The 17,407-nt window shown below is 56.5% G+C and carries 15 protein-coding genes; 1 reads left to right on the top strand and 14 read right to left on the bottom strand.

What is annotated here, in order from left to right:
* Window positions 1-99 precede the first annotated feature (99 nt).
* The 5 genes from ENN66_05970 to pstC all read right to left on the bottom strand — a co-directional run bounded on the left by ENN66_05970 (window position 100) and on the right by pstC (window position 5,881).
* Window positions 100-858 carry an EAL domain-containing protein gene (locus ENN66_05970; protein ID HDS16146.1) on the bottom strand — a complete coding sequence of 253 codons (759 nt, stop codon included), beginning with the start codon at window positions 856-858 and terminating at the stop codon, window positions 100-102.
* 145 nt (window positions 859-1,003) lie between these two features.
* Window positions 1,004-1,891 carry a phosphate ABC transporter ATP-binding protein gene (locus ENN66_05965; GenBank protein HDS16145.1) on the bottom strand — a complete coding sequence of 296 codons (888 nt, stop codon included), beginning with the start codon at window positions 1,889-1,891 and terminating at the stop codon, window positions 1,004-1,006.
* A gap of 149 nt (window positions 1,892-2,040) precedes the next feature.
* Window positions 2,041-3,108, bottom strand: coding sequence for a phosphate ABC transporter substrate-binding protein (locus ENN66_05960; protein HDS16144.1), 1,068 nt, complete (start codon window positions 3,106-3,108; stop codon window positions 2,041-2,043).
* Between the two features lie 116 nt (window positions 3,109-3,224).
* Complete coding sequence (pstA, locus tag ENN66_05955) at window positions 3,225-4,487, bottom strand: phosphate ABC transporter permease PstA (protein HDS16143.1); 1,263 nt, start codon at window positions 4,485-4,487, stop codon at window positions 3,225-3,227.
* Window positions 4,488-4,498: 11 nt separating this feature from the next.
* Window positions 4,499-5,881 carry a phosphate ABC transporter permease subunit PstC gene (gene pstC, locus ENN66_05950; GenBank protein ID HDS16142.1) on the bottom strand — a complete coding sequence of 461 codons (1,383 nt, stop codon included), beginning with the start codon at window positions 5,879-5,881 and terminating at the stop codon, window positions 4,499-4,501.
* Window positions 5,882-6,133: 252 nt separating this feature from the next.
* Here pstC and ENN66_05945 point away from each other — a divergent pair, with 252 nt between their 5' ends.
* Window positions 6,134-7,675: a hydroxylamine oxidase gene (locus ENN66_05945; protein HDS16141.1), complete on the top strand. Its 1,542-nt coding sequence runs from the start codon at window positions 6,134-6,136 to the stop codon at window positions 7,673-7,675.
* Between the two features lie 161 nt (window positions 7,676-7,836).
* Here the strand turns inward: ENN66_05945 and phoU are convergent, their stop codons facing one another.
* From phoU to ENN66_05900, 9 genes are all read right to left on the bottom strand, one after another.
* Window positions 7,837-8,529, bottom strand: a complete 693-nt coding sequence (gene phoU / locus ENN66_05940; GenBank protein ID HDS16140.1) for a phosphate signaling complex protein PhoU — start codon at window positions 8,527-8,529, stop codon at window positions 7,837-7,839.
* Window positions 8,529-10,334 (bottom strand): HAMP domain-containing protein, encoded by a 1,806-nt coding sequence (locus ENN66_05935; GenBank protein ID HDS16139.1) that lies wholly within the window; start codon window positions 10,332-10,334, stop codon window positions 8,529-8,531. Before ENN66_05935 ends, phoU begins: the two co-directional genes overlap by 1 nt.
* 1 nt (window position 10,335) lies before the next feature.
* Window positions 10,336-11,043, bottom strand: a complete 708-nt coding sequence (locus ENN66_05930; protein ID HDS16138.1) for a response regulator — start codon at window positions 11,041-11,043, stop codon at window positions 10,336-10,338.
* A gap of 301 nt (window positions 11,044-11,344) precedes the next feature.
* Window positions 11,345-12,535 (bottom strand): cyclopropane fatty acyl phospholipid synthase, encoded by a 1,191-nt coding sequence (locus ENN66_05925; GenBank protein HDS16137.1) that lies wholly within the window; start codon window positions 12,533-12,535, stop codon window positions 11,345-11,347.
* Window positions 12,536-13,049: 514 nt separating this feature from the next.
* On the bottom strand, window positions 13,050-13,667 hold the full coding sequence (locus ENN66_05920) for a hypothetical protein (GenBank protein HDS16136.1): 618 nt from the start codon (window positions 13,665-13,667) through the stop codon (window positions 13,050-13,052).
* Between the two features lie 9 nt (window positions 13,668-13,676).
* Window positions 13,677-14,492, bottom strand: coding sequence for a hypothetical protein (locus tag ENN66_05915; protein HDS16135.1), 816 nt, complete (start codon window positions 14,490-14,492; stop codon window positions 13,677-13,679).
* Window positions 14,489-15,454, bottom strand: a complete 966-nt coding sequence (locus ENN66_05910) for an ABC transporter substrate-binding protein (protein HDS16134.1) — start codon at window positions 15,452-15,454, stop codon at window positions 14,489-14,491. The genes ENN66_05915 and ENN66_05910 overlap by 4 nt, the downstream gene beginning before the upstream one ends.
* Window positions 15,451-16,260: an ABC transporter ATP-binding protein gene (locus tag ENN66_05905; protein ID HDS16133.1), complete on the bottom strand. Its 810-nt coding sequence runs from the start codon at window positions 16,258-16,260 to the stop codon at window positions 15,451-15,453. Before ENN66_05905 ends, ENN66_05910 begins: the two co-directional genes overlap by 4 nt.
* The gene (locus tag ENN66_05900; protein HDS16132.1) at window positions 16,257-17,048 is read right to left on the bottom strand and encodes an ABC transporter permease subunit; all 792 of its coding nucleotides are present in this window, start codon (window positions 17,046-17,048) and stop codon (window positions 16,257-16,259) included. Before ENN66_05900 ends, ENN66_05905 begins: the two co-directional genes overlap by 4 nt.
* Between the last annotated feature and the right edge of the window lie 359 nt (window positions 17,049-17,407).

Here is a 17,407-nt window from a genome sequence, read left to right as displayed (position 1 = left end):
TTTTTTATAGTCAGCAAGCAGGCGGTCAAGTAGATCTTTTTCAATGGCCATATGAGCTCCTTTTAATGGGTGGGGTCACAGTGTACCCTGAATGGCCATTTACACAATCTTTTTTACACCCTCAATCAGGTTTTTGTCGGTCTTTTTCCTTCTTCTTTCCTTTTTGTTGAGAATCGCGACCTTTTCATAGAAACTTTTCAGTTCGTGCAACCTCGGGGTCGGGCGCTGAATCAGATAGCCCCGCACGTAATCACAGCCGATCTCCCGGCAGGCGGTGAATTCATCGACGGTTTCGACGCCTTCGGCGATGTCCGAGATGAAAAAACGGTCGATTTTGATATAGTCGGGTTCGCTGCGATACAGCAGTTGCAGACCGGCGTAACCGGCGCCGAAATCATCGATGGCGATCTTATAGGTTTTCTGGCGGACCAGCTGCAGAAAGGCCGTGGTGCTGAGCTGGGAATGAAATTCGTGGCGTTCGGAAATTTCGAAACAGAGGCAGCTTTTACGTAAGTTGAAACGCTCCAGCAGATCGCACATGTGCGTCTGGCTGCTTTTCGAGAGAATCAGGGCGCGATTGTCGAGGTTGTAGAAGATTTTGATTTTCTGGTGAAAGGGAATCTTAGCGAACTTTTCCAACGCCTTTTCCCTTAGCAGCAGGTCAACTTCGGCCAGGCAGTCGTCATTGTAGGCGGTATCGAAAAAGTCCTGAATCGAGCCGAAGCCGGCTTTTTCGAAGTTGCGTAACAGGGCTTCGAAACCGAAGCAGTAGCCCGTGTAAATATTGACTATCGGCTGGCAGGCATAATCGATCTGAGAGACCGCCCGCTGCCATTTTCCGTCAAGCTTCTTGGCCATGGTTGTCGTCCGGTCGGGCTTTGCTGCGGAGCGGCCGTTTGCGGCCGGCGGCGGCACCCCCAGGTTTATTGACAAGAACGAGAAGAGTCATCCGTTTACCGTGGCTCAACCGAGACGGTCGCGCCGTTTTCCGCCCCGGCGCGGTTCAGCCGAAACGGCCGGTGATATAGTCCTCGGTCAGCTGATGGCGCGGATTGGTGAAAATTCTTTTGGTGGAACCCACTTCGATAAGGTCGCCGAGATGAAAAAAAGCCGTGCGCTGGGAAACCCGGGAGGCCTGCTGCATGGAGTGGGTAACGATGATGATCGTGAAATTTTCCCGCAATTCGCCGATCAGATCCTCGATGCGGGCGGTGGCGATCGGATCGAGAGCCGAACAGGGTTCGTCCATCAGAATCACTTCCGGGCTGACGGCGATCGTACGTGCGATGCAAAGACGCTGCTGCTGGCCGCCGGAAAGGCCGGTGCCGGGCTCATCCAGACGATCCTTGACCTCCTCCCAGAGCCCGGCCCGGTGCAGCGAGGTCTCGACGATTTCATCGAGTTCACCGCGATTGGAGGCGAGTCCGTGAATCCGGGGGCCGTAGGCCACGTTTTCCCAGATCGACTTGGGAAAAGGGTTGGGTTTCTGAAAGACCATGCCGACCTTGGCCCGCAACAGGACCGGATCTACGTCGGTGCTGTGAATGTCGTCTCCGTCAAGGCGAATGCTGCCCGTTACCCGACAATTGTCGATGGTGTCGTTCATGCGGTTCAGGCAGCGCAGAAAGGTTGATTTGCCGCACCCGGAGGGCCCGATCATGGCGATGACCTCGTTGCTGGCGATGTCGATCGAGGCGTTGTTGATCGCGTGCTTTTCACCGTAATAAACGTTGACCTCGCGGCAGACCAGGCGGGGATTGTCAAGAAAGGGGTCGCCGACGGTTCGGCGCTCGTCCCGGCTGACCAGTTTGCTGGGTTTGCTTTTGGCGGTTGACTTGTGGGTCTGTGCCGAAGGTTCGCTGCTGAATTTTTCAGCCTGCCGATTTTCCATTGTCGTATCCTGAACCGCTTCTTTCAATGATCGACCTGAGTGAAATTGTAACATAGTCAGCCAGTCATGAGGTTTTGTCCGGCTCTCCGGAAAGCAGTTTCGGAGAGCCGAAGGCTAAATTTCTTAGTCTGCAGTCTTTGCGCCGGCGCTTATTTGAAATCGGCGGCGCAAAGGGCCGGTCCCAGGTTGTTGACCACGGCCTGATATTTAAGCCGCTCTTCCTTGGGCATCGGAATCAGACCTCGGTCGGAAAGATAGCCGTCCTCGCCGAAGGCTTTGTCGCTGGTGAATTCGGCGAGATAGCCCTTCATGCCGGGAATCACGTTGATGTGGGCTTTCTTGACGTAGAAGTACAGCGGCCGGGAAACCGGATAGCTGCTGTCGGCGATATTGGCGAAGGTCGGCTCGACTCCGTCGATCAGTGAACCCTGCAGCTTGTCGGCGTTCTGGTCGAGAAAACTGAAGCCGAAAATGCCCAGGGCCCCGTGATCGGCGTCCAGCTTCTGCACGATCAGGTTGTCGTTTTCGCCGGCTTCGATGTAGGCGCCGTCCTCGCGAATGGTGTAGGCGATTTTTTTGAATTCTTTCTTGTCGCTTTTAGATAGAGCCTTAAGCCAGGGATACTGCTGCGCGCCGCCCCCCATGGCCAGTTCGACAAAGGCGTCGCGGGTGCCGGAGGTCGGCGGCGGTCCGAGAACCTTGATGGCGATCGCCGGCAGGTTGCGGTCGATATCCTGCCAGGTTTTGTAAGGGTTGGCGATCAGATGCTCGCCGTCTTTGGGATTGGGAATCTCCTTGGCCAAGGCCAGGAACAGGGTTTTGCGATCAAGCTTCAGTTGCTTTGCGCTTTTAGAGTTGGCGACGACGATGCCGTCATAGCCGATCTTGATTTCCAGGATTTCGTCAATGCCGTTTTTTTTACAGAGTTCAAATTCGGAAACCTTGATCCGGCGCGAGGCGTTGGTGATGTCCGGATGCTCGACCCCGATACCGGCGGCGAACAGCTTCAGCCCGCCGCCCGAACCGGTCGACTCGATTTTCGGGGTTTTGTACTGGCTGCCGCGACCGAATTGTTCGGCGACCACCGTGGCGAAGGGGTAGACCGTGGATGAGCCGACAATCGAAATGTAGTCACGGGCGGCGGCGGCCTGGGCCATGGCTGCCGGCAGAAGCATCATGACGGCCGCCAGAAGCATTAAACCAAAACTTTTTTTCATTTTTTCCTCCAGATTTACTTTTTTTTCGGGTTAGGTTGCGTTTTTGCAATTGAAAAAACGTTTATCTCACTTCATCTAAAGCCATTCGTTGATGAACTGAATGGCGGGAGATCGGCTTACCAGCGTTTCTCGAATTTGTTGCGTAAAAAGACGGCAGCGGCATTCATGATGATCAGAAAAAGCAGCAGAATGATGATCGCCGCTGAGGTTCTTTCGATAAAGGCCCTTTCCGGGCTGTCGGCCCAGAGATAGATCTGAACCGGCAGGGCGGTTGCCGGCGCCGTGATACTTTTGGGAATGTCGACGATAAAGGCGACCATGCCGATCATCAGCAGTGGAGCGGTTTCGCCCAGGGCCCGCGCCATGCCGATGATGGTGCCGGTCAGCATGCCGGGCAGGGCCAGGGGGAGAACGTGGTGCATGATGGTCTGGGTTTTCGAGGCGCCGATGCCCAGGGCCGCTTCCCGAATCGACGGCGGCACCGATTTCAGGGCGGCGCGGCCGGCGACGATGATCGTCGGCATGGTCATCAGGCTTAAAACCAGGCCGCCGACCAGTGGCGCCGAGCGCGGCAGACCGAAAAAATTGATAAACACGGCCAGCCCGAGGAGTCCGAAAATGATCGAGGGCACGGCCGCGAGATTATTGATATTGACTTCGAGAAAATCGGTCAGACGGTTTTTCGGGGCAAACTCTTCCAGGTAAACCGCGGTCGCCACTCCGACCGGAAAGGAAAGCAGCAGCGTGATCAGCAAGGTAAAGATGGTGCCGCTCAAGGCTCCCAGAATGCCGGCCATTTCGGGATCGCGGGAGTCGCCGGCCGTAAACAGAATCAGGTTGAATTTAAGCTTCAGGCGCCCTTGCTGCTGCAGTTCCTCGACCCAGGCCCGCTGGCGGGCGCTGAGGCGCTCGCCCTGCGTATGTCCCTTGATGAAAACATCAACCTCGTCATCGGCTGGAAGCCAGAGCTCGCGGCTGCCGCCGATCAGCTTTGGATCCTGAACGACTAAGTCACGCAGCTGGTAAGCGGCGCCGCTGCTGATCAGGGCGTTAAGTTCACGTTTTTCCCTTCTTTCTCTGATTTGAGGGAAGGCCTCAGCCAGGCTGTGCTTGATCAGGCCGTGGAAATCGGCCTGCCCCGGGTCGCCGGGAGGGAACAGCTCGGAAGCAAAGTTGATCCGTAGCTGAAGATGGGTCTGCCTGAAGGCCGGCAGGCCTTTGCCGAGGATGTCGGCAAACAGAATCACTAAAAACAGCAGACTGATGCAGATTGCCGTGATGCCGAAGCGGCGAAAACGTTTCTCCGCCCGGTAGCGTTTCGCTAGACCAGAGCGCACGATTTCAGTGGTGCTGAGAATTCTTTTGCGGTTTTCAGTCATGGCGTTAATAATTACTCATATTGTTCGCGATATTTCTTGACCACCTGCAGGGCGATCACGTTCAGCGCCAGGGTGATCAGGAAAAGCATCAGGCCGAGGGCGAAAGCGGCCAGGGTCTTGGCGCTGTCGAATTCCTGGTCGCCGACCAGCAGGGTGACGATCTGCACCGTGACCGTGGTGACCGCCTGCAACGGATTGGCGGTCAGATTGGCGGCCAATCCGGCGGCCATAACTACAATCATGGTTTCGCCGATGGCGCGGGAGACCGCGAGCAGAATGCCGCCGACGATACCGGGCAGGGCCGCGGGAATGACCACCTTGCGAATCGTTTCCGATTTGGTCGCCCCAAGACCGTAGGAACCGTCGCGCAAGCCCTGAGGGACGGCGTTGATGACATCATCGGAAAGGGATGAAATGAAAGGGATAATCATGATGCCCATCACCACACCGGCGACCAGCGCGCTTTCCGACGAAATTTCCAGCCCCAGGGCCCGGCCGCAATCGCGGACCAGCGGGGCGACGGTCAGGGCCGCGAAAAAACCATAAACTACGGTCGGAATGCCGGCCAGGATCTCAAGTAGCGGCTTGACGACGCTGCGCATCTTGCGGTTGGCGTACTCAGCCAGGTAGATTGCCGACAGCAGCCCGAGAGGAACGGCGACCAGCATAGCGATCAGGGCGATCATCAAGGTGCCGGTAAAGACCGGAATCGCGCCAAAGGCTCCGGAGGAACCAACCTGGTCCGCCCGAATCGCGGTTTGCGGGCTCCATTTCAGGCCGAAGATGAATTCCGTCAGAGAAACCTGCTGAAAAAAACGCAAGGCTTCAAATAAAACCGACAAAACAATGCCGGCGGTGGTCAGAACGGCGATGCTGGAGGAGGCCAGCAGAATGATTTTGACGATCTTTTCCACCTGATTGCGGGCCTTCAGCGCGGAAGTGATGCTTTTCAGCGTCAGTCCCAGGCCGGTAGCGGCGCTTACCAGGATGATAACGGTCAATAAGGTATGGCTGAACCGCAAAAGCTGTCGAAAATATTCGGCGGCGGACAGAACGTACGGTTGCGGAGACTGGGAGACGATATTGCCCAGAACCAGATTTTTGATGTCGTTGAGCAGCAACCCGAGTTCGCTGGCCGGCAGTTGCCGCAATTCTTCCGGCAGACTTCTGATCACCAGCTTGGTAACCATGGGGTTTTCGCAGACTAGCCATACCGCGAAGATCAGCAGGCCCGGAAGCGCGCACCCGAAAGCGACGCGGGCTCCGTGGAAGGTCGGTCTAGAGTGCAGGTGCTGCAGGCCCTGTTCAAGGCCGATACGGGTGGCTTTCCGGCGGCCGAGAAAGTAGCCGGTGACGCTTAAGCCGAGCAGGATGATGAGGTTTAGTGAAAACATTGATGTGCGTCGATTCGCCGGGTTTTGCTGTTCAGGGTTGATTTTTTTTACGAGGTCGCGTTTTTTTTCGTTGCCCCTTGCTATCAGGAAAAAGTTAAGTTTATATAAAGATCGTGACAAAATTGATTGCGGGTTGCCGGTCTTGGCGGTTGGCCGGGCAAATCAACCTGAAGGAGCGGCTTGATAGCCAACTGACCGCAGGCCGGGCAGGGTGAGATTCAACTTTAAATTTTAAGGGATGGAGGTCAGGGAATGAAACGAATAATTTGGGGCTTGCTGTTGTTCGGACTTTGTGGGACTGGATGGCTTTCCCGGGCGCAGGCGGCGTTACCGCAGATTAGTGAACAGACTCAGGAATGTCTCGACTGTCACTCCCTGGCTACCCCAGGGATCGTCGCCGACTGGCGGAACAGTCGCATGGCTCAGGTAACTCCGGCGCAGGCTCTGAAACAGCCGCAGCTGAATCGACGCATCTCGGTTGACGTGGTCGCCGATAACCTGGCCGGGGTGGTGGTTGGTTGCTATGAATGTCACTCTCTCAATAATTCAGCACATCAGGACGCTGCTTTTGAGCATAACGGCTTTAAACTTCATACCGTGGTATCCTCTAAGGATTGCGCGATCTGTCACCAGGTCGAGGCCGAACAGTACAGCCACAACCTGATGTCCGAGGCCTATGCCAATCTGATGCTGAACCCGGTCCACAAGATGCTGGTTGATGCGATCAATGGCAAACAGGATTTCGACGGCGCCAAAACGATACTGAATCCACATAACGACACCCTGACCGATGCCGAGTCCTGTCTGTATTGTCACGGTACCATCGTTGAGGTTGACGGCAATGTAAGTCGGGATACCGAGTTCGGCGAAATGGCTTTTCCCCGGCTCAAGGGCTGGCCTAACCAGGGGGTCGGTCGCATCAACCCTGACGGCAGCAAGGGGTCCTGTACCTCCTGTCACCCCCGACACTCATTTTCCATGGCCATGGCGCGCAAACCGGCGACCTGTTCCGAATGCCACAAAGGCCCGGATGTTCCGGCCTCCAAGGTCTATGAGGTCAGCAAACATGGTAATATCTATAAATCATTGGGGCATAAATGGGATTTCGAGGCGGTGCCCTGGAAGCTGGGTGCAGATTTCAGGGCACCGACCTGCGCCGTCTGTCATACCGGCCTGCTTGTCAGTCCCGAGGGTGAGGTGATCGCCGAACGTTCGCATCGAATGAATGATCGCAGCCCCTACCGGCTGTTTGGCATTTACGCGCATCCTCATCCGCTCAAGGCCGATACCTCGATCATCAAAAACAAGGATGGTCTGCCCCTGCCGGTTGAACTTACCGGGGAGCCGGCTTCCGCATGGCTGATTGACGCTGAAACGCAGGCGACCAGGCGCCGGGCCATGCAGAAAATCTGTCTCGGTTGTCACTCGACCACCTGGGTGGAAAATCAGTATGAGCGTTTGGACAACACAATCAAGACCACTAACGCCATGACCCTGACCGCGACCAAGATTCTGGCGACGGCCTGGGAAAAAGGGGCGGCCAAGGGGCTTGCTGTCAACGACAGTATTTTTAATGAGGCCATCGAGAAAAAATGGGTTGAGCAGTGGCTTTTTTATGGCAATTCAACCCGTTTCGCCAGCGCCATGGGCGGGGCCGATTATGGGGTTTTTGCCGATGGGCGCTGGTATCTGAGTAAAAATATTCAGGAAATGGCTGATCTGCTGGAATCTAAACTGTTTCTGCGGGAAAAGGAAACCGCTGTAAAGCCCGGCGCGGACCAGAAAAAACCCTGATCCGCCGGCATGACAGGTAAAAAAGGGCCGCAGCACTGAAATGGTGAGCGGCCCTTTTTTTTAGTTGTCGGCGCTGGTTTTGGTAAAGCCGAGTCTTGAGCGGAAGAAAGAGCGCGGCTTCTCGAAAAACCGCCGAAAAAGCCGTGCCGCATGGTTCATTATCAGCTCTTTAAGCGTTTTCTTTCATCCTGTAGATAGTCGGAAGGACGGTGGCGAATCACCTCGCCTTCTACCATGTAAATCAGGTCTTCGCAGATATTGGTCGCCAGGTCGGCGATTCTTTCGAGATGACGGGAAGCGGAGAGCAGATGCAGGGATCTCTTGATCGTGGTGGGATTGTCCTGCATGAGCTGTTGCAGGGAATCGTACATCTGGCGATTAAAATTATCAATCAGGTCATCGCCGGCGATGACCGCGCGCGCCAGATCGGTATTCCGGCTGGTCAGGGCGTCGAGCGCGGCTTTGAGCATTTTCATGACTTCTCGGGACATCTCGGGAAAATCAAGGGTAACCGCGAGCATTTCCTTGCTCGAAAGATAAAGCGCCCGCTCCGCGATATTGACCGCCAGATCGCCCACCCTTTCGAGATCGTTGTTGACTTTCAACGCGGTGACGACAAAACGCAGGTCGGTCGCCATCGGTTGGTGCAGAGCCAGGATCTTCAGACACTCTTCCTCGATGCGAACCTCTCTGTGATCAATCAGGTCATCTTCATCGATAACTTCGCGGGCGAGTTCGGGTCGGCGTTCAACCAGGGCGACCAAGGCCTTGTCGGTGGCGTTTTCGACCATGGCCGCGATTCCCAGCAGTTCTTTGTTGAGGTAGTCGAGTTCTCTTTCCAGGTGCATTGACATCAGTTGTTATCTCCGTTTTCATTGGTGGTCAGCGGCAGGTTGATAATGAAGGTGCTGCCGGCGCCGGGACGACTTTCAACCCGGACCCGGCCTTTATGGGATTTAATGATATGGCGGACAATCGAAAGACCCAGCCCGGTGCCGCCCAACTCGCGTGAACGCGCCTTGTCGACCCGGTAGAACCTCTCAAAAATTCTTTCCTGGTCTTCCGGCTCGATGCCGATGCCGGTGTCGGCGACTTCGATGATGGCGTTGCGGCTGTCCCCGCGCAGGCGCAGCTCGACGCGGCCGCCCTCCGGGGTGTATTTGATGGCGTTGTCGAGAAGGTTGGTGACCGCCTGCAGCAGGGCGTTTTCGTCGCCCTCAATCTCCAGGTTTTTTTCGATCTTGCAGATCTTGACCGTGATGTTTTTGCTTTCCGCCGCGGGACTTAAGGATTGAGCCGAGTCGTCGAGAAGGCGACCCACATCGACCGGGGTCCGATGATTCCATTCATCTTCCAGTTCAAAACGGGAAAGGGCCATCAGGTCGACGATGATGGCGGTCAGCCGCAGGGACTGATTGCTGATCTTGTTGAGAAAGGACAGTTTGGTGCGATCGTCCATGCCGGAGAAATCGTCGAGCATGGTTTCGGTCAGGGCCCGGATCGCCGTGATCGGGGTTTTCAATTCATGGGAGGCGTTGATGACGAAATCACGGCGCACGGTTTCGAGGTGGCGCAGTTCCGAGACATCCAGCATGACCACCATGGCGCCGACAATCTCCTCCTGGCCGTCCCGCAACGGCGCCGCGTGCATTTCGATGATCCGCTCGCGCAGGCCGTGTGAGATCTTCATGGTTTTTTTGACTTCACCGACACTTTTGCGGGCTTCGCTGATAATGTTGAAAAGATCCGGCAGACGGGTGATTTCCCAGATCGGTTTCCCCATGGTCGATTTGGTGTCAGTTCCCAGCAGCGCCGCCGCGGCCTGGTTGATGTGGATGATGTTTTCCCGGTGATCGACCGCGATCACCCCTTCGGTCATGGCGGAAAGAATCGCGTTTAGTTTTTTCCGATCGAATTCAATGGTCGCGATGCGTTGTTGCGAATTTTCCGCCATCTGGTTGAAACTGCGGGCCAGACGGCCGATTTCGTCGCGGCGTCTAAGTTTCAGCCGCCGGCTGAGGTCGCCGGCGGCCAGGGCTTCAGCCATGGCCGTCATGGTTACCAGCGGCTGGATGAAAAAACGCGCCAGCAAAAAACCGGAAAGCAGGGTCAGCAGCGCCACCACCCCGATTCCCAGGACAATGGCTTTACGGCTCTGCTTGATGCGTTGGTCGATGACGGTCAGCGGCAGGGAGGTTCGCGCATAACCGATGATTTGCTGTTGATGGCGAATGGCCCGGGCCAGATACATCATGTCGGTGCTCAGGGTGGCGCTCAGACGGGTGGCGACCCCCTGGGCATAGAGAGCGGCTTTTGTGATTTCCGGTCGGTCGCCATGGTTTTCCATGCTTTCCGGTTGTTTTTCGGAATCGGCCGCGACAGTTCCGTCCGGAGCGATGATGGTCAGGCGGGTATGAATTTCCCGGCCCAGGGCCAGAACCTTTGCCTGCAGTTCGGCGACCTCGCCGCCGCGCAGCAGCGGCAGGGCCAGTTCACCGAGCATGGCGCACCTCTCACCCAGGTTTTCTTCGACCTCGCTCAGGGTGCTTCGTTTGATCAGATAGGCGCTGAAGGCGCTGACGATCAGGGCCGCCAGCAGGGTAATGGTCACGAAAATCGTGTTGATTTTCCACAGGAGTCTGGATTTGTAAAGAGCCATATCAATTCTCGTTATGATCCTTGAAACGATAGCCGATGCCCCGAATGGTTTCAATCAGATGGCGATGCCGTCCCAGTTTTTTGCGGACCGCCTGAATATGAACATCGATATTGCGGTCGACGACAAAATTATCTTCTCCCATGATCCGGCTGATCAGGTGATCCCGGGTAAAGACCCATCCTGGATGGCCGGCCAGAAAATGGAGCAGTTTAAACTCGGTCAGGGTAAAGGGAACCGGACTGTCATCCACCTTGATCTCATGGCGCTTGATGTCGATTTCAACGCCTTCGCGGCGAATGCTTTCTCCAGGGTCGGTCGGATTGCCGGGTTCCCGTCGCCGCAGGACCGCGTTGATCCGGGCGAGTAGTTCCCGGGTGCTGAAAGGTTTGGTGATGTAGTCGTCGGCGCCCAGCTCCAGGCCGAGAACGATGTCGCTTTCCTCGCCCTTGGCGGAAACCATGATAATCGGAATATCGTGGGTCTGCTCCTCGTTTTTTACTCTCTTACAGACCTGGAGACCGTCCAGACCGGGCAGCATCAGATCCAGCAGCACCAGATCGGGCAGCAGCTCGCGGATCAGTTGTACCCCATGTTCGCCATCGGAGGCCGTCGCCACCTGGTAGCCTTCGCGCTCGAGATTGTAGGCCAGGACCTCACGGATGTCGGTTTCATCCTCGACAACCACGATTTTGATCTTCTTTCGACACATGATTATTCCCCAAACTCTCTTGATGGAAAGTAAACATTTCTCTGTGTTTTACATTGCAGATTACAAAACTAATGTAAAGAATAAATAAAGGGCGTGGTATGAGGCCAAAAGGGGTGCGCATTCAATTGTGAAGTGGTCACGCGACTGATCGACTGGGGGCGGCGGCAGCCGGGGCATGGATCGGGGCGAGCTTTGCAGAGGGGAGGCTCGCGGCCAAAGGTTCCAAAATTACGATGTCACCTCGGAAATCGTTTCGCTCAAAGGATGAAACGCGCTGTCTTCGGCGCCGGCGGAGGAGCGGCTAACGGGGGGCGTGATAACGTTGCAGCGTGGCCAGGCGTTTGCGCAGAACCAGCTGGTAGACTTGCAGGGTGCGGCTGCGAAAGGCTCCGGCGCAGGTTTTCAGATAATAGGTCCACATCCGGTAGAAACGGTGGTCGTAGCTTGGTTTCAGGTGGGGCCAGGCCTGATCGAAATTGTGGTACCAGGCCATCAGGGTGCGGTCATAGTCAAGCCCGAGGTTCTGAACATCCTCAATGATGAAATAAGGTTCACAGGCCTTGCTCAGCTGGGTCAGTGAAGGCAGGTTGCCATTCGGAAAGATATATTTCTGGATCCAGGGGTCGGTGCCCACCTGCGAAACCTCGTTACTGATGGTATGCAGTAGAAATTGTCCGTCATCTTGCATCAGACGATGAGCCGTGCGCATGTAGATATCGTAGTTTTTCGGACCGACATGCTCGAACATGCCGATTGAAACCAGTTTGTCGAATTTACCTTCCAGGCTCCGGTAATCCATCATTTCAATGTCGACCGGCAGCCCGGCGCAACGTTGTTCCGCCAGTTTTTTCTGCTCCCTGGAGATGGTGATGCCGGTAACCCTGACGCCATGATGGCGGGCCGCGTATTCGGCGAAGCTGCCCCAGCCGCAGCCGATATCCAGTACCGACTCGCCCGCTTTGAGGGCCAGTTTGCGGCAGACCAGATCAAGTTTGGCCAGTTGCGCTTCGTAGAGGTCGCGGGTATTATGCCAATAGCCACAGGAATAACTCATGGTGGGATCGAGCATGGCCTGAAAAAGATCGTTGCCGATATCGTAATGTTTCTTCCCGACCTGGTAGGCGCGCCGGACCGATTGCAGATTGAAGAGTTTGGTTTTCAGCCAGAGCCGCAGCAGCGCCCAGTTATTGATGATATGTTTGTCGACTTGGGCCCGCAGGATGCGGGCGAGCATTTCGTCAAGTTGTTCGCAATCCCACCAGCCGTCGATGTAGCTTTCTCCAACGCCGAGGGAGCCCTCCCACAAGGCGCGGCGGTAGAATTGCGGATTGTGAATCTGAGGATCCCAGGGGTTGGAACTGTTCAGGTAAACCCCGGCTTTCGCGAGCCGGCGGGCCAGCCAGTCTTCGGCTTTCGGAAAGCTTATTGGGCGGGGTTTGCGTGGCGCGGAAAGGTTTGATTGCTTGGCAGGGCTGACGTTCTGGGGTTCCATTTTGAGCTCTCCCGTCGTTCCGCAACCTCGTGCCGGCGTAGGCGGAATTTGACTTGTCGCAGGCCGGCCTGAAAGAGTCAGATTGATCATCTGGGTCAAGCCGCTGGATAGTGACCATTGAGTTCGCATCCGGAAAGGCGTTTACCCTTGAATTATAATGCGAAAATCAGAAAAAGCAAAAAAAAAGTGTAACTTCCAAGTAAGCTGGTAAAAGCTGGTTACTTTCACATATGTGTGGCCGCGATAGCGGTCTGAAGTCGCTATTCAGTTTCTGGTGCTCAGGTAATTTCCCTCCATCGCTGACGCTCAATTTCTGTTTTGCGATTTTCAAGGGTGGTTACGAGTTCATTAAAATTGAAAAGGGCTGAACGGTTAAAAAATTTACCTGGCGGCAAAGATCGTTGGCCTCGCCTGGGTTAGATGGTCGGCCAGGCGCTTTTCCCAAAGATTTACATGTTGTCTGGCCGGATTGTATGGCCGGAAAGGGTGACGCCGCTTTTCCGAAGCCTATCGGTCAGGGCTGAATGTCGATCCGGTATTGCAACTGGCAGAAGAACCAGTTGGCGTTTTTGTCGGCGGCGACTTTTTGGGCGAAGTTCCCGGCCCAGAAGCGGCAGGCTCCGAGTTGGACGGTCAGGCGGCCGGCAAAGGCTTTGCCGGTGATTGAGGTTTCCCAGGTTGCGATCAGATCAAGCTCGCGTCCCACCTCGTCTCCGGCGGCGCCGCTGGGATCGCGATACAAAGACGGGTTCAAAGACCAGCCGTCGCGTTTTTCGGCGAGTTTGAAATCGTGGAACTCGGCGAGCAGGGAAAGCTTCGGCAAAGGAGATATTTCCAGGTTGAACTGGCTGTTTTTGAGGTTTCGCCAGTCAAACAGGTTGATGCGCCCGTACATTTTGTCACGGGATCCGAACACCCCGCTGAAGGTTTTGCGCCGCCCGTCTTCCGGATCGCCGTCGCCGGAAGCGTAGCTATACTCGAAGCTCAATTCGGGCTTTCCCGGCAGCTCGGCGAACTTCCAGCCTGATTTCACATGCCCGCCCCAGGCCGCGATTGTATCCCGGCCAAAATCGCCGCTCTCTCTGACTGCGGTCAGGTCATAATAGAAGCCGGAAGGGAAACTGCCGTAAATTCGACCGCCTTAAAACCAGCTGTCGCGGTCGCCGCCGCCACTTTCGCCCTGGTAATGGTCATGGCGGTCATACTTGCGGATGAAAAAAGGTTCAACGATCAATTCGGGGCGGATTTCGTAATGGCCGTAGAGGGCCCCGCCGTAAAGATTATGGCGGTGTCTGAGACTCAGGGTTCTCGGTTCGTGAATGATATGCGCGCCCCACAGCGCCTCGAGAAAATGAGCTTGACGACGATAGGCAAGCCGGACGGCGTCCCAGTGGTAACGACCGGTATTGCCCCAGTCGCCGGGACCGAAGATGCGGTTGTCGCCATAGCGGATGGATTGCCGTCCGGCTTTCAGGCTCAGGTTCTGCCCGCCGATGTTTTTGATTTTGACATAGGTTTCATAGGGTTCGGCGTAGTCTTTGTAGGGGTGATTGGTCAGCCCCAGGTTTTTACTGTAAAACTTGTCATCCTCCAGGTCTACGCCGAAGGCCCGCGCATCCTGGATTCCCAAGCCCAGTTCCAGTTTCTCGGAAAAACTATGGCGCAGGCCGAGCCGGATTCTTTGCAGAAGAAAGCTGTCGGAACCGGAAGGTGGATCGGAACCGTAGTAACGGGCGTTGAAATTGTCCTGATATTCAAGGCGGTAGCGCACGTCGCCGTAAAAATTGGTGGTTTTCCCCAGGCTCGGGTTTGCGGCCGTGACCACTGCCGGCGGTCCCAGAATCCACAACAGGAGACCAAGTCCCAGCAGCAGCCGGCCCACCGCGCTTGTTCTGATGGAAATTTTCAGGGCCGCCGGTGTTTGGGCGAAGGTCGGCGAGAAAAGGGTTGAGGTCATGGTTGCAGGTCCTTGATCGGCCGCAGGGATTCCGCCCCCGGAAGTTGGTTAATTTTTTTCTGCTCCCGCAGGAATACCGCGGTCTGGTGCAGGGCGCTGCTGACGGCCGGGGAAAAATCAAGGGCGAAAATAAGTTCCTTACAGGCCTGGGCTTCCGCTGCCGCCGTCCGCCCGGTAAAACGGGCCGCGCTGACGGCGGCAGCTTGTGGTTGCTGAGCGATGTAAACCATGCTTGCAGCTAGTTGTTGCAGGAGTCGACGTAGCTCCGGTCGGCGCGAGTCAAGCAGCCGGCGCTCGGCGATCAGGACGTGAGGGAAATGGTTGCCGCTGATGGTCAGCGTGGCCAGTGGCATGGCGCCCGGAACCCGGTCGAGAAGGTTCTGGGGCCAGGGCTCGGAAGCGGCGACGGCGTCGACCGCGCCGCTGAGCATGGCTTCCGTGAAATTGTTCGGAGACATAGAGATCAACAGTATCCCGTTTACCTGCAGACCCCTTTCCGCAAAAAAACCGAGCAGGGCGCCGTGCGTGCTGGAACCCAGCTGCAGCGCCAGGCGTTTGCCGGCAAGATCGTTGAGACTCCTGACCCCGCGCGCGCTCGAACCCACCAGTCGATGCATGGTCGGGCTTTGCATGAAGGCGCAGATGACCTGAAAACGATCGCTGCGGCTGAGCAGAATCAGGGCCGGGACATCGCCCATGGCTCCGACTTCGGCCTCCCCGGCCAACAGGGCTTCGGCCGCGTCGATGCCGCCGCTGCCGATTACCGGGCTGAAAGCCGAAACCTGATTCACGGCTTTCCGACCGCTTTCGGCGTAACTGAGCATCATCGGCAGATACTGAATCTTGTTGGGATAGGCAAGGCGCAGCGGCTTGGCGGGGTTCACGGCCGGTTCACAAGCCGACAGTGCTGCCGACAGCAGCAAAATTGTGGCCGGAAGCAGTAACTTGAAGCGTTTTTTCATGGACTTTGTCCTTCCGAGGAATTTGCCGGAATCAGATACAGATCCGGAGTTTCGCTGCAGCAGCCGCAATGGAGGTACAGCTCGCGCTCAAGGCGCCAGAGCTTTTCATCGCCGCGCCGACGGGGATGAGGCAGGGGAATGCGCAGCAGGCGGGTGACGCGGGCCGGTCCCTGTGATAAAACCATGATTCGGTTTCCGAGATAGGCGGCTTCCTGAGTGTTGTGGGTAACAAAAAGCATAGTGCGGCCAAGTTCCCGGTTGAGGCGTAACAGTTCATCCTGAAGGCGTTCCCGGATCAGCTGATCCAGGGCGGTGAAGGGCTCATCCAGCAGGAGAACCTCCGGTTCCAGGGCCAGGGCCCGGGCCAGGGCCACGCGTTGCTGCATGCCTCCCGATAACTGATGGGGATAATGGTCGGCAAAAGCTTCCAGGCCGATCAGGTCGAGCAGTTCGACCAGCTTTTTCCGCCGGGGCGCGGTTTGGTGGAAACGGCGGCGCAGGCCCCGCTCGATATTGGCGGCGACCGTCAACCAGGGGAACAGCTGGGGTTGCTGAAAAACCAGCGCCCGTTCCGGTCCCGGTCCCGTGACCTTTTCGCCGGAGACCAGAATGCGGCCGCCGGTCGGTTTTGCAAAGCCGGCGATAAGCTTGAGCAGGGTGGTCTTGCCGCAGCCGCTGGGCCCGAGAACACAGAACAGCTCTCCCGGTGCGATCGTGACGTGAAGGTTATCGATAACCGATACCGCGCCGTCGCTTCCGGGATAAGCGTGGGACACATGTTCGAGGACAACCTCGCCGCGCTTCATCGGCTCATGCCCCAGCGTCGCAGCGTGACCTTTTCCAGCATCCCGAAAAATCCATGCTCCGCCAGCAGGCCGCAAACCACGATCAGGCCGATGCAGATAAAGGCCGTCGTGTAATCGAGCGTCCAGCGCGACTGCATGATCGTATAGCCCAGTCCCAGGCCGGTGCCGACCACCATTTCCGAGGCGACCACCACTCGCCAGCTGTTGGCCAGGGCCAGCCGCAGCCCGGTGATCAGGTGGGGTAGGGCGGCCGGCAGCTGGACCTTGAAAAACCGTCGTCCGGGGCCTTCGCCGCACATGCGGGAGAGCATGATGAATTCCTCCGGCGTGGCTTTCAGGCCCTGCTGCAGACTTAAGACCACCGGCGGCATGGCGGTCAGGCTAATGAGTAAAATAGCGGTTCGCTGGTTGATGCCGACCAGCAGGATGGCGATGGGAATCCAGGCCAGGCCCGGAATCAGGTGAATAACCGAGATCAACGGGGCCAGGGTACGACCCATTCCGGGCAGCATGGCGCCGGCCAGGCCGAGTCCGAGACCCCAGGCCACCCCGGCGGTGTAGCCCATGAACCAGCGTTCGAGACTGGCTCCAAGGTGGGCATAGAGGGAGTGATCCAGAATTTTATCCTGGTTGGCGAGGAGCCGGAGAAATGCGGTCGCGGTTTCCTGAGGCAGGGGAAATTCCGCCTGGCGGGCGAGGCGCACATAGAAGGCGACGGAGTACCAGATTAACAGCAGCAACAGCGCCGCCGCGCCGCGTGCGGGGTACCTTTTAGCGAAAGAGAGCATGGGTATTCACAGGTGACCGATCGACATGGGGAAAATGATTTGCGCCGGCAAATAGAAGATTCTGTCCGGAATGTCAAATATGTATCGGTGATAACGTTGCCTTTGGCGATAGTTTTAATCGATGTCTTTCCGGTTGTGAGCAAACTGTTTCGCCTTTTGGGAAAACCGAAAAGGCGGGTTTTTCAGGATTTTAAAAGGGGTGGCGGCAAAAAGGTTGAACTTTGGTGAAACCCTATGGTAATGGGCTGGAAGCGAAGCGACCTGTTCACCTGTGGGCAAATGATTGGTTTTATTATGATGATGGCTCTTAATCGCCTGCTTTCGCGGCGTTGTCAAACACGGGTGGGGGGAACCGGCAG

It is taken from the genome of Pseudomonadota bacterium (assembly GCA_011049115.1).
Lineage (GTDB): Bacteria > Desulfobacterota > Anaeroferrophillalia > Anaeroferrophillales > Tharpellaceae > DSCM01.
This window is presented reverse-complemented; position numbering and strand designations above follow the sequence as displayed.